This window comes from Thalassospira sp. ABD4_177, assembly GCF_056160125.1.
In genome coordinates, this window is the sequence record NZ_JBSWWO010000001.1 from 862,717 (window position 1) to 875,621 (window position 12,905).

At 54.8% G+C, this 12,905-nt stretch carries 14 protein-coding genes; 8 read left to right on the forward strand and 6 right to left on the reverse strand.

The features are described 5' to 3' along the window. Positions 1-159 precede the first annotated feature (159 nt). On the forward strand, positions 160-573 hold the full coding sequence (locus ACXAF0_RS03960) for a universal stress protein (protein ID WP_475343952.1): 414 nt from the start codon (positions 160-162) through the stop codon (positions 571-573). 64 nt (positions 574-637) lie between these two features. Beyond that, entirely contained in the window at positions 638-2,308 is a 1,671-nt protein-coding gene (locus ACXAF0_RS03965) for a BCCT family transporter (protein WP_475343954.1), read from the forward strand. Positions 2,309-2,424: 116 nt separating this feature from the next. On the opposite strand, the gene ACXAF0_RS03970 is transcribed toward ACXAF0_RS03965, so the two are convergent. Then, positions 2,425-2,883, reverse strand: a complete 459-nt coding sequence (locus ACXAF0_RS03970; RefSeq protein WP_475343955.1) for an META domain-containing protein — start codon at positions 2,881-2,883, stop codon at positions 2,425-2,427. 220 nt (positions 2,884-3,103) lie between these two features. Here ACXAF0_RS03970 and ACXAF0_RS03975 point away from each other — a divergent pair, with 220 nt between their 5' ends. The 6 genes from ACXAF0_RS03975 (at position 3,104) to ACXAF0_RS04000 (ending at position 8,669) form a co-directional block, all read left to right on the forward strand. Further along, positions 3,104-4,099 carry an Ldh family oxidoreductase gene (locus ACXAF0_RS03975; RefSeq protein WP_475343957.1) on the forward strand — a complete coding sequence of 332 codons (996 nt, stop codon included), beginning with the start codon at positions 3,104-3,106 and terminating at the stop codon, positions 4,097-4,099. 303 nt (positions 4,100-4,402) lie between these two features. Beyond that, the gene (gene phnC, locus ACXAF0_RS03980) at positions 4,403-5,248 is read left to right on the forward strand and encodes a phosphonate ABC transporter ATP-binding protein (protein ID WP_475343959.1); all 846 of its coding nucleotides are present in this window, start codon (positions 4,403-4,405) and stop codon (positions 5,246-5,248) included. Positions 5,249-5,318: 70 nt separating this feature from the next. Then, entirely contained in the window at positions 5,319-6,335 is a 1,017-nt protein-coding gene (gene phnD / locus ACXAF0_RS03985) for a phosphonate ABC transporter substrate-binding protein (protein ID WP_475343960.1), read from the forward strand. 69 nt (positions 6,336-6,404) lie between these two features. Further along, positions 6,405-7,217 (forward strand): phosphonate ABC transporter, permease protein PhnE, encoded by an 813-nt coding sequence (gene phnE, locus ACXAF0_RS03990; protein WP_475343962.1) that lies wholly within the window; start codon positions 6,405-6,407, stop codon positions 7,215-7,217. 3 nt (positions 7,218-7,220) lie between these two features. Continuing rightward, positions 7,221-7,868 carry an LbetaH domain-containing protein gene (locus tag ACXAF0_RS03995; RefSeq protein WP_475343965.1) on the forward strand — a complete coding sequence of 216 codons (648 nt, stop codon included), beginning with the start codon at positions 7,221-7,223 and terminating at the stop codon, positions 7,866-7,868. Positions 7,869-7,967: 99 nt separating this feature from the next. Continuing rightward, the gene (locus tag ACXAF0_RS04000) at positions 7,968-8,669 is read left to right on the forward strand and encodes a DUF1045 domain-containing protein (protein WP_475343967.1); all 702 of its coding nucleotides are present in this window, start codon (positions 7,968-7,970) and stop codon (positions 8,667-8,669) included. A gap of 50 nt (positions 8,670-8,719) precedes the next feature. Here the strand turns inward: ACXAF0_RS04000 and phnN are convergent, their stop codons facing one another. Genes phnN through ACXAF0_RS04025 form a run of 5 tightly spaced genes read right to left on the reverse strand, consistent with a single transcriptional unit; the run spans position 8,720 to position 12,902 of the window. Then, positions 8,720-9,343 (reverse strand): phosphonate metabolism protein/1,5-bisphosphokinase (PRPP-forming) PhnN, encoded by a 624-nt coding sequence (gene phnN / locus ACXAF0_RS04005; protein WP_475343971.1) that lies wholly within the window; start codon positions 9,341-9,343, stop codon positions 8,720-8,722. Next, a complete protein-coding gene (locus tag ACXAF0_RS04010; RefSeq protein WP_475343973.1) occupies positions 9,340-10,482 on the reverse strand; it encodes an alpha-D-ribose 1-methylphosphonate 5-triphosphate diphosphatase in 1,143 nt (380 codons plus the stop codon). The genes phnN and ACXAF0_RS04010 overlap by 4 nt, the downstream gene beginning before the upstream one ends. Beyond that, entirely contained in the window at positions 10,475-11,179 is a 705-nt protein-coding gene (gene phnL / locus ACXAF0_RS04015; RefSeq protein ID WP_475343977.1) for a phosphonate C-P lyase system protein PhnL, read from the reverse strand. Before phnL ends, ACXAF0_RS04010 begins: the two co-directional genes overlap by 8 nt. Before the next feature lie 14 nt (positions 11,180-11,193). Continuing rightward, the gene (gene phnK / locus ACXAF0_RS04020; protein ID WP_475343979.1) at positions 11,194-11,976 is read right to left on the reverse strand and encodes a phosphonate C-P lyase system protein PhnK; all 783 of its coding nucleotides are present in this window, start codon (positions 11,974-11,976) and stop codon (positions 11,194-11,196) included. Then, positions 11,976-12,902 carry an alpha-D-ribose 1-methylphosphonate 5-phosphate C-P-lyase PhnJ gene (locus ACXAF0_RS04025; protein ID WP_475343982.1) on the reverse strand — a complete coding sequence of 309 codons (927 nt, stop codon included), beginning with the start codon at positions 12,900-12,902 and terminating at the stop codon, positions 11,976-11,978. Before ACXAF0_RS04025 ends, phnK begins: the two co-directional genes overlap by 1 nt. Between the last annotated feature and the right edge of the window lie 3 nt (positions 12,903-12,905).

The following is a 12,905-nucleotide window of genomic DNA, read 5'->3' on the forward strand; positions in this document are numbered from 1 at the left end:
TATGCGGGCAATGTTGCAAGAAATACTGCAGCAATGTTTATGGACAATTTCGAAAGTCGCTTTTTGATTTTGAACACCGTCAATGTTACGCTTCGGCCGCTACCCTGATATTTCATGAAATCATGGACTTCAGGGGTGGTGCACATAACGGAGGAATGAATGTATCAGAAGATGCTCGTGCCTGTCGATTTGGCCCACGTTGATAAATTGGATAAAGCAATTAAAACGGCGGTCGATCTAGCCAAGCATTACAAGGCCGAGATAAGCCTTCTCGGTGTCGGTACCAATACACCGTCATCGGTTGCGCATACACCAAAGGAATTCGAACAGAAACTGCAGGCATTTGCCGAGGATCTGGCGTCCAAACATGGTGTAAGCACCAAGGCCGTTGCCCACATTTCGCATGATCCCGCAGTGGATCTTAGCAAGGAACTTGTCGCCAAGGCCGACGAACTGGGTGCCGACGTTATCGTCATGGCATCGCACGTCCCCGGTATTGCCGACCATATCTTTGCATCTCATGGCGGATATGTGGCGTCTCACTCGGATCTTTCCGTATTCCTCGTGCGTTAAGGAATTCGGACGAACTATTACGGCTCGGGGTAGCTGTATATTCATTTAACCTAGGGAGTTTCAAATGGGGTCTGAAGCTGACACGGGCATAGAAAGCCCGGACGGTGCAGCGAACCCGATTGATACAGAATATGAAATCGGGCAGGACAATATCCAGGCAGAGATCGGGCCATTTGGATTGGATGTCCATAACCCGGTCTTTCTGATTTCGGGTCTTGCAATTGTTGCTTTCGTCTTTCTTACCCTGGCCTTTCAGGAAAGTGTCGGGCCGATGTTCAACGACCTGCGTGGTTGGCTGACATCGTCGCTTGACTGGTTCTTCCTGTCTGCAGCCAACGTATTTGTCGTGTTGTGTCTGTTCCTGATTGTTTCACCGCTCGGCCGTGTGCGCCTTGGCGGTGCGGACGCAACACCGGATTATTCCTATTCCGGCTGGTTTGCCATGCTGTTTGCTGCAGGCATGGGTATTGGTCTGATGTTCTACGGTGTGTCAGAACCGATTTCGCATTTCACGTCCTCGATGGGCGGGATTTCGGTCGGCGATGATGGCATGCGTACCGACTGGGCACCGTTGGGTGCTGCTGCCGGTGATACGGATGCTGCCTTTGACCTTGGCATGGCCGCGACGATCTTCCACTGGGGTCTTCATCCGTGGGCGATCTATGCCACGGTGGCGCTGGCACTGGCGCTGTTTTCGTTTAACAAGGGTCTTCCACTGACCGTTCGTTCGATCTTCTATCCGATCTTTGGCGAGCGCGTCTGGGGCTGGACCGGTCATGTTATTGATATTCTGGCCGTGTTTGCGACCCTGTTTGGTCTTGCAACCTCGCTTGGTTTCGGCGCGGAACAGGCCAATGCCGGTCTTGATTACCTGTTTGGCATTTCGGTTTCCGATACCTCGAAGGTCTTCCTGATCATCGGGATTACCGGTGTGGCGCTGATTTCGGTTCTGGCGGGTCTGGATGCCGGGGTGAAACGCCTGTCGGAAATCAACATGATCCTGGCGGCCCTTCTGCTGGTGTTTGTTGTGGCGGTTGGCCCGACGATGGAAATCATTACCGGTTTCTTCTCAAGCCTGCTGTCCTATGCAGAGTATCTGCCGGCGCTTTCGAACCCGATCGGTCGTGAAGATGCCAACTTCAGCCAAGGATGGACGTCCTTCTATTGGGCGTGGTGGATTTCCTGGTCACCGTTTGTTGGTATGTTCATCGCACGTGTGTCGCGCGGCCGTACGGTCCGTGAATTCATCACCTGCGTTCTGATCATTCCGTCGCTGGTTTGTGTTCTGTGGATGACTGCTTTTGGCGGTACCGCCGTTCACATGGTGACCGAAGGCGTTTCGGCAATTGCCGAAGCAGGTCTGCCGATCAAGCTGTTCACCATGCTTGATCAGCTTCCGATGCAGGCGATCACATCCTTTATCGGGATTGTCCTTGTGATCGTGTTCTTCGTGACTTCGTCGGACTCCGGTTCGCTTGTGATTGATACCATCACCGCAGGCGGCAAAGTCGATGCACCGGTTCCGCAGCGTGTGTTCTGGTGCACCTTCGAAGGTCTGGTCGCAATTGCACTGTTGCTTGGCGGTGGCCTCGGGGCACTGCAGGCAATGGCCGTCTCGACGGGCTTCCCGTTTGCGATTGTGCTGTTGTTTGCCTGCTACTCGATCATTCAGGGGCTGCGATCCGAACCCAAGGCGGTTGGCGCGAACTCCGAAGCGACCGACGGCAAAGACTAAGACATCGACATATATGTATCGCAGCGATTTGTTCGCTGCGATACACCGTCAAACGAAAGGGGCATCATTTGGTGCCCCTTTTTGTTGTGCCAGACGTTGTGAAGTGTCGGGGGTGTTTACGGAGTACCGGGCGCAAATTCGATCACTGCATTCCCGTCCGTATCCATGAGAACAAGGTGGCCATCCATCACATCCCAGCTGTCAACAAGAACAAATGCGCCGCTTAGCGCATTCTCGATCTTCATGGCTTCTTCTGCGATACACATTTTGCGCGTCATGGCCAGTTGCGCGATGCCAAGTGACGATCCGGCTTGCGTGTAGCCCCCGGAATACTGATTGCACCCGACATTGCCCGATACCATGCCGTCATCTGAAAATGTCGCTGTCGCCACGACCGGCGTTGTTGGCGATATGGGGCCGCTTGGGTCTTTTACAGTTACCAATTGCCATTGCTGACCGGTGACAGACGACCAGTAAGTTGTCATGCCACCATTTGATGTCACGTTACAGGCCGCAAGCGACATCAAGGCGATGCCGGCCAACGGGGAGATGATCCTGTGTTTTACACGATGCATGTCTGAATTCCTGTGTCGCTTACCCGGTCATGTGCGGCTTTGATGCCGATGGTTGCGGGCAATAGTATCATATTTTCAAGGACCTTTGCCTCATACTGTTACGGTGTTTGGACGAAAACGCCTTTGCGCAGGGGGATGGCTTGCGACTATGCTGTAAGGCCCACAGGCGCATGATCCCTGCGCCATTATTTCCGCTATCCAAAATCTAAGGTCCGCCCCGATGAAGATTTCGCTCGAAGATGCCCACACGCTTGTGCGTGATACCCTGATGCGTTGCAACGTAACCGCGGAAAACGCCACTTCGGTCGCAAAGGCACTGGTGGCGGCAGAAGCATCCGGACAAGGCGGACACGGTTTTCGTCGGGTGCCGGCCTATTCGGCTCAGGCGAAGGTCGGCAAAGTCGATGGCACGACCCATCCGGTTTTTGAAAAGCCCGTACCCGGCGTTTTGCGGATTGATGCGCAGCATGGCTTTGCCTATCCGGCGCTTGATCTGATGATGGATCACTTGCCCGATATGGCGCGCAGTCAGGGAATTGCGATTGCATCGATCCACAGATCACATCATGCCGGGGTCATGGGCCTGACCGTTGAGCGTCTGGCAGAGCAGGGTCTGGCGGCAATGATGTTTGCCAATGCCCCGGCAGCCATGGCCGCGTGGGGTGGGCGGCGTCCGATGTTCGGGACAAATCCGATTGCCTTTGGGGTGCCGGTCGGGGATGCCGGTGATCCGATCATTATTGATCTTGCCCTTTCAAGAGTCGCGCGCGGCAAGATCATGGCGGCTAAGCAAAAGGGTGCGGAAATTCCTGATGACTGGGCACTTGATGTGGATGGGAACCCGACCACCGATGCTCGGAAGGCGCTTGATGGCACGATGATCCCCGCCGGTGGGGTAAAGGGCGCAGCCCTTGCAATGATGGTTGAGCTTCTGGCCGCTGGTCTGACCGGTGCGCAATTTGGCCATCAGTCTTCGTCGCTTTTCGATGACAAAGGTGCACCGCCTGCACTTGGCCAGCTGATCATTGCGATTGATCCCAAGGCAACTGGTGGTGTCGATGTGATGGATCATCTTGCCTATATCGCCAACGAGATCGCCGCCGAAGAAGGCGTTCGCCTGCCGGGGCGTCGCGGCAAGCAGGCGCGTGCAGCAGCCAAAACGGATGGGCTTGATATCGAAGACGACGTGCTCGACGTTATCAACCAGATAAAATAAAATCCGTCCGGATTGTTGAAAAAATCGACCTTTCAGGTTTGGTTATCCGGTCTGTTACTGTGTGCTGATTTCAAAAAATGACATTCATCACAAAAATAGGTCGATAAAAGTCAAACATGTTACAAATTTATTCTCTGGTTCATTTATGAATATTTCTATGAATACTTGATGTATAGACAAGTTTGATTGTTGTCGGGGTGATATCCCCGCCGTAATCATCGAACTGTAACATCAGTGTCACCGTAGAGTCGCGGTTTGTGCGTAGCTTCTTGGTCCAGCGAAACACTTTCAGGCGACTCTTTGATGCTGGTTGTAGATATCTCTGGACTGAACAAAAGCTTTACCCGTGACAAGCGCGCGCTTAGCGACGTCAAGCTGCAGGTGCGCGAAGGCGAGATGGTCGCCCTGATCGGCGCATCGGGGTCAGGCAAGTCCACTTTGATCCGTCATATTGCCGGTTTGCTGCGCGGAGATCGCGACGGCGGCAAGATCGCTGTGTTTGGCGAAACCATTCAGGAAAATGGCAAGATTTCACGCGGTGCACGCAAGGTGCGCTCCGATATCGGTGTTGTTTTCCAGCAATTCAACTTGGTCAGCCGTCTTTCGGTTCTGACCAACGTGTTGATGGGGCTTCTTGGTCGTGTTCCGGCATGGCGCGGATCGCTTGGCCTGTTTACCAAGGCCGAAAAGATGCGGGCCATGGGTGCCCTTTCGCGTGTCGGTATTGATGCGCATGCCTCCAAAAAGGCACGTAATCTTTCGGGTGGTCAGCAGCAGCGCGCAGCGATTGCCCGCACCATCACCCAAGGGGCGCGGCTTATTCTGGCGGACGAGCCGATTGCATCGCTTGATCCGGCATCTTCGCGCAAGGTGATGAACACGCTTGATCGTGTGAACCGCGAAGACAATGTCACCGTGATCGTATCGCTTCATCAGGTTGATTACGCCAAGGACTACTGCAAACGCACCATCGCCATGCGCGATGGTGAAGTCGTTTTTGACGGACCTTCAAGCGAACTGACGCCGCAATTCCTGCAGGAATTGTACGGCGAACATTCTTCCGAACTTTTTGCAGATGGCGCGATGGAGGTTGCTGAACCTGCTGTGTCACACGTTGCAGAAAAGGACCTGGCTGTCGCAACAAGCTAGCCGGGCCAGTTGTCATGACTGCCTTATCTTCTCGAAACACGTCCAAATCTATTTTGACAGGGGACTTCTTATGAACGTTAAGACAATTGCATCCGCAGCATTTGCAGCCACGATGCTGGCTTCTTTTGTTGCCAAAGCCGATGTTGAGTACAAGCCGCTCGAACAGGATCCAGAAAAGCTGGTGTTCGGTTTCATCTCGACTGAGTCGAGCTCGAACCTCAAAGCCCAGTGGCAGCCGATGATTGATGACATGGAAGAAGCACTCGGTATGGAAATCGAGGCATTCTTCGCCCCCGATTATGCAGGCATCATCGAAGGCATGCGTTTTGGCAAGGTTCATGTGGGCTGGTTCGGTAACAAGTCCGCAATGGAAGCCGTTGACCGCGCCGGTGGCGAAGTCTTCGTTCAGACCTCCAAATCTGATGGTTCGAACGGTTACTATTCCCACATCATCACCCAGGCAGATAACGAAAAGCTGAACTCGCTTGAAGACCTTCTGAAATGTGATGGTTCGCTGAACTTCGGTATCGGTGATCCGAACTCGACCTCCGGTTTCTTGGTTCCGTCCTACTATGTGTTTGCACAGAACGGTGCTGATCCGAAAGATTGCTTCAAAACCGTCCGTAATGCGAACCACGAAACCAACCTGATGGCGACTGCCAATGCACAGGTTGATGCTGCTGCCAACAACTCCGAGCAGCTTGCACGTACGAACATGAACAAGCCGGAAATCACTGATAAGGTCAAAGTCATCTGGACCTCGCCGCTGATCCCGTCTGACCCGATGGTGTATCGCAAAGACATGTCGCGTGAACTGAAATCCGAGATCAAGGCCTTCTTCCTTGGTTACGGCCGCATGGGCGATACCGTTGCTGCGGAAAAAGTGCTGGCCGGTATTCAGGATGGTATGGGTAAATTCATGGAAAGCTCAAACGCGCAGCTTTACCCGATCCGTCAGCTTGCCCTTTTCAAAGACAAGCTGAAAATCCAGAACACCGAAGAGCTTTCTGATGAAGAGAAAGCTGAGCGTGTTGCTGAAATCGACAAGAAGCTTGCTGAGCTCGACATTCTGGTTGCTTACCAGTAATCGGACTTTCGACGGGGAGTGCACTGATCGGTGCGCTCCCCGTTTGCTTTTACTTCCGGGATTTAAACGATGAACAGCAGCATTTCTTCGACATCATCTGTCGCAATTGACCTCCCGCCGCGCGATCTTAAGCGGTCTGCTTCAAGCTTCCTGCTTTGGGCGTTCATTCTGGGTCTTCTGGCTTGGTCGTGGGAAGGGGCGGATATGCGCCCGATGGCGCTGTTTGAAAACAGCGGCAATATGGTCGACTTTGCGGAGGGCTTCTTCCCGCCCGACTTCCTGATGTGGAAGATGTATGTCGAAGAAATGTGGATCACCATCCAGATCGCGATCTGGGGGACAGCGCTTTCCATCGTTTGCTCGATCCCGTTTGGTATTCTTTCTTCCGAAAACATCGTGCCGATTTGGGTGTACCAACCCGTGCGTCGCCTGATGGATTCCTTCCGCGCAATCAACGAAATGGTCTTCGCCATGCTGTTCGTGGTCGCGGTCGGGCTTGGTCCGTTTGCCGGTGTTTTGGCCCTTTGGATTCACACAACGGGTGTTCTGGCTAAACTGTTTTCCGAGGCGGTCGAGGCAATCGATCCCGAGCCGGTCGAAGGCATTCGGGCCACGGGGGCCAATGCCCTTCAGGAGGTTATCTTTGGCGTGATCCCGCAGGTCCTGCCGCTGTGGATTTCCTATTCGCTCTATCGCTTTGAATCGAACGTGCGTTCGGCAACGGTGCTGGGCATTGTTGGTGCGGGCGGTATCGGCATGGTGCTTTGGGAATATATCCGCGGTTTCTATTACGCTGAAACGGCCGCCGTCATGATCATCATCATCATTTCTGTCAGCCTGCTTGATATGGTGTCGCAGCGTCTGCGCAAACTGGTGACCTGATCCATGGGCTTCAAGATTACGCAGGCCAAACCGGCAATGAAGGCATTGTCGGAGCGGCCCACGATTGACGACAGCGCGATTGTTGTCGATTGCGACATGGGGGTCTGGACCGAAGTGGGTGCACGCACCTCCATGCGCGAAACCCGGATGGATGATTATTCCTATGTCGTGAATGACAGCGAAATCATCTATTCCGATATCGGCAAGTTCGTAAATATCGCTGCCCATACACGCATCAACCCGGGTCAGCATCCGATGGACCGGGCCTCTATGCATCATTTTCAATATCGTTCCAGCGCCTATGAACTGGGCGAAGATGATCCGGCCTTCTTTGACTGGCGCCGTGAAAAGCGCGTGCGTCTTGAACATGATGTCTGGATCGGCCACGGGGCGATTGTGCAAGGTGGGGTGACGATTGGCATCGGCTCCGTCGTTGGATCGGGGGCGGTGGTGACCAAGGATATCGCGCCCTACACGATTGTAACCGGTATTCCGGCAAGTCCACTGCGTCCGCGGTTTGAAGCGGATATTGTTGAGGCCCTGTTACGCATTCGCTGGTGGGACTGGTCGCACGAAATGCTGCGCGAAAGATTGCAGGATTTCCGTACGCTTCCGGTGCGTGATTTCTGCTTGAAATACGATACGCTCTGAGCGATCAGACTTTCTCCGTGATAAGATCCGCGCAGGAGGTTAGTCTGGTTACTCCGGCGTTTCTTGTTTCCGACCTGCTATTATTTCCAGAGTTCATTCATGACCGAAAACTACCAACGTTATGGCATCTATTACGCGCCAGAACCGCAAAGCGGGTTGGGGCAGTTCGGCAATGCCTGGCTGGGGCGTGATCCGGAAAGCGGAGACAGTTTGGCGCGGCCGGCAGTCATGGGCTTAAGCGAAGCTGGCATCGTGGCGGCAACGACATCACCAACCCGCTATGGTTTTCACGGTACGCTTAAGCCGCCCTTCGCCCTGCCGGACGGTCAAGGTCGCGATGCGCTTGAAGCGGCTGTTGCCAGTCTTTGCAAAACAACCGCGCCGGTGGTCTGTGGGCCTTTGATGCTGAAATCAATCGGGCGTTTCCTGGCCCTTGTTCCGACCGAGCCAGTTTCGCCTTTGGGGGATCTTGCAGCGATGCTGGTGCGCGAACTTGATGGTTTCCGCCAACCCGAAAACGAAGCGGCGATGAACAAGCGCCGCGCGGCGGGGCTGACGGATCGGCAGGAAGAAAATCTTGTGCGCTGGGGCTATCCCTATGTCATGGAAGAATTTCGCTTCCACCTGACATTGACCAACAAACTTTCTGACGAACAGATAGAACCGTTCATGAGCGCGCTATCTGATTTGGTTACACCACTTTGCGCGGATCCGTTTGTGGTCAGAGAAGTCTGTCTTTTCGGCGATCCGGGCGGCCAAAAGCCATTCAGATTGCTCAGACGTTTTCCGCTCGCCGGATAAAAATGCTGCGCTTTGAGGGTGCAGCATTTTTGACGTGATGGGCGTTTGATCTAGGCCCTGTTTGCCATGGGCTGTGGCAATTCAAGAGCACGAATAAAGCGCAGGATACCGGTTTCCATATCAGCGTCATTATCGACATGGACAACGTAATCGCCTTCCACCTCATAGGCAGATGCACGTGCAAGGCGCCGTTCGATATCAAGCGCGTCTTCGCGCCCGCGGGCTTCAAGGCGTTTACGCAGGGCCTCAGCACTAGCCCGGATATTGACGACCCGGATATTGTCGCGACCGACAAGCGTACAGGCATCCTCGATCACACTGCGCGACACGTTGACGATGGCTGTCTTGCCGGCTTCGACTTCTGCAAGTACATGGCGCGGAATGCCATATCCCAGATCATGTGCCTTCCAACTTAAAAGAAACGCACCCTGACGGGCCATCTGCCCGAAATCTTCGGGGCGGACAGGAATGTGGATTTCGCCAACTGTTCCGGCCGGGCGGGTAATGCAGCGCCGCGGGAAACAGAATTGTTTGTCCTTGGCAAGTCTGTCGCGGGCTGCATCAAGTAGTGTGTCCTTGCCAACACCACTGGGGCCGACGACAAGGACCAAAAGCCCGTATCCCGAATTGCTGCCGTGTGCCGGAGTTGCAGGGGCTGTGGGGGTGTCGGTCATGACACCCTGACCCCTTCGCGCCACACACCGCGCACAATCGGATGGTGCGGGGAATGATGAACCCGGATCAGATCACCCCGCTTGCCAACCGCGATCTCGCCGCGATCATCAAGTCCGACCTGGGTCGCCGGATTGAGGGATACGGTTCGAATGGCACGCGGCAGGTCATATCCATCAAACTCGTCAAACAGCTTCATCGCCCCGTGCAAAAGACTGTGCGGGACATAGTCGCTTGAAATGATGTCGAGATAACCCTGCTTTGCCAGGTCACCGGCGGCGACATTGCCACTATGCGATCCGCCGCGCACAAGGTTCGGTCCGCCCATCATGACACCAAGCCCGCCTTCATGCGATGCCTTGGCGGCTTCAAGCGTGGTGGGGAATTCCGCCACGGTCATTTTGTCTGCGACTGCCTCGGCCACATGGGCCTCGGTAGCGTCATCGTGGCTGGCAAGGGCCAGGCCCTTGGCGTGGGCCTGCTCGACCACATGACGGCGATGCTTTTCGGAATACAGCTCTGCATCACGACGGCGGGTGGCGATGAATTTGCGCATTTCTTCGTCGCTGAGGCCATATTTGCCCTGATAGTAGGTGTAATAGGCATCAAGGCTGACGAATTGGCGCTGCCCCGGTGTGTGGTCCATCACCGAAAGCATGCTGACCAGCGGCAGGTCGATCAGTTGACCCAGCGCCTCGACCATGCCCGGAAAGGATGTCTCGCAGCGTAGATGGAGTTTGTGGTCCGCACGCAGCAACGCGTTTTCAAGCGCATGTTCAAGTGCGGTGACCGATTCAATCAGGCGCACGATGCGTTCAGAGCCCTCGTTGACATCGCCGATGGACACCGCATCAAACACGGTGGTGATTCCCGCACTCGCGACCTGGTTGTCATGGGCGACAACGGCAGCGGTGGCAGGCCAGCGGGTCTTGGGGCGTGGGGTCAGATGTTTGTCGAGATTGTCGGTATGCAGCTCGACCAGGCCCGGCATCAGATAATCGCCGTCCATGTCCTCTGCGCCCGGAAGGTTCGAGGCGCGATCAGAAATATCGCTGATCCTGCCGTCCTTGACCTGCACGGCCCCGTCAATGACTTCGTTTGCCAGAACCAGTTTGGCATTGGTGAAAATCTGTTCAGTCATTGGCCCCAACTTTAAAGGAAGTCACATCAAACGACCCGGTGCAGACCGCATCACGGGTTTCATGGTCGTGGAAAATGCCGGCGATTGCCGCCCCGCGGCTTTTGGCTTCTTCAATCAGCGCCAGAACTGTGGCGCGATTTTGGGCGTCAAGCGATGCGGTCGGCTCATCAAGCAGCATGATCGGATAATCGGCAATAAAGCCGCGTGCAATATTCACACGCTGTTGCTCCCCGCCCGAAAAGGTCAGTGGTGAAAGCTGCCAAAGACGTTCGGGGATGCGAAGCCGGGTTAAAAGATCGCGCGCCTTATCTGTCGCGGCCTTACGATCTGTGCCAAGGGCGACAAGCGGTTCGGCCACGATATCAAGCGTCGGGACACGTGGGATCACGCGCAGGAACTGCGACACATAGCCAAGTGTGCGCTTGCGGATATCAAGGATCGAGTGCGGACTGGCGGTGGTGATATCGAGCCAGTCGCCATCATGAAACACCTTGATGGATCCTTGCGAGCAGGTGTAATTGGCATAAAGCATGCGCATGAAGGTACTTTTCCCGGAGCCGGATTCACCGGTCAGCGCGATACATTCCCCAGCCGAAAGCATGAATTCAACGCCCTCGAAGACCGGAATGGTCACGCTACCTTGTGTGTGCAGGGTAAAGCTTTTGGCGACGTTTTGAGCATGAAGCATTTCAGACATTTTCTTCGCCCCGATCAATTCTGCAGAATGGAAGAAACAAGCAGCTGGGTATAGGCATGCTGTGGGTCATCAAGAACCTGATCGGTCAAACCATGTTCAATCACATTGCCCTGTTGCATCACCATCAGCCGGTGCGAAAGAAGTCGTGCGACCGCCAGATCGTGGGTCACGATGATCACCGCAAGATTAAGATCGTGAACCAGCCCGCGCAGCAGATCGAGCAATCTGGCCTGAACAGAAACATCAAGCCCACCCGTGGGTTCGTCCATAAAGACGAGGCGCGGGCTGGTTACGAGGTTGCGGGCAATCTGCAAACGTTGCTGCATGCCGCCCGAAAAGGTTGATGGCAGGTCATCAAGGCGCTCGGATGCGATTTCGACCTTGCCAAGCCAGCTGTCCGCATTGCTGCGAATGTTGCCGTAATGACGATCCCCGATGGCCATCAACCGTTCGCCAATATTGGCCCCGGCACTGACATTCATGCGCAAACCATCACGCGGGTTCTGATGCACAAAGGCCCAGTCGGTCCGCATCAGAAGACGGCGCTGTGCTTCGGACATCTGATAGACATCGCGCACACCATCAATGCGGGTTTGATACTCAACCAAACCTTTGGTCGGTTCTTGCTGGGCGGATATGCTGCGCAGCAAAGTCGATTTACCCGATCCGGATTCCCCAACGATGCCAAGAACTTCACCGGGACGGAGTTCAAAGCTGACATCCTTGCAGCCAACCCGGTCGCCATACATCATGGTCAGGTCATCAACGCGCAGAAGTGGTTCGTTCATCTGGGTCATTATTCTGCTGCCTTTTCGCGATCTGCGGTGCCAAGGGGTTGGTCATGATGTTGCGGGCCGCGATGGCCGGCTTCCTGTCGTTCCGCACAGTAATCGGTATCCGAGCAGACAAACATCCGGTTGCCCTGGTCATCGAGAATGACTTCATCAAGGTAACTGTCGCGCGCACCACACATGCCGCATTCATCTTCCCAGGTCTGGACTTCGAACGGATGATCTTCGAAATCGAGGCTTTTGACCTTGGTGTAGGGCGGTAGGGCATAAATGCGTTTTTCACGACCCGCGCCGAAAAGCTGAAGGGCAGCCATGTCGTTCATTTTCGGATTGTCGAACTTGGGCGTCGGCGACGGATCCATCACATAGCGATCATCGACCATCACCGGATAGGCATAAGTGGTCGCGATATGGCCATGGCGTGCGATGTCTTCATAAAGCTTCACATGCATCAGGCCGTATTCTTCAAGCGCATGCATTTTCCGCGTTTCGGTTTCGCGCGGCTCCAGGAAGCGAAGCGGTTCGGGGATCGGCACCTGATAAACAAGAACCTGATCTTCGCGCAGTTCCTTTTCCGGAATGCGGTGACGGGTTTGAATGATCGATGCTTCCGCGGTTTTTTCCGTGGTGGCGACCTGTGCCGTCTTGGCAAAGAATTGCCGGATGGAGACCGCGTTGGTGGTGTCATCCGCCCCCTGGTCAATGACTTTGAGCGTATCATTAGGTCCGATCACAGCAGCCGTCACCTGAACACCGCCAGTGCCCCAGCCGTACGGCATTGGCATTTCGCGTCCGGCAAACGGTACCTGATAACCTGGGATTGCCACGGCCTTGAGCAGCGCGCGCCGGATCATGCGTTTGGTCTGTTCATCAAGATAGGCAAAGTTATAGTCCGGTGCCCCGTCGGCCGGGTTTTTGACAGTCTGTTCCATGGG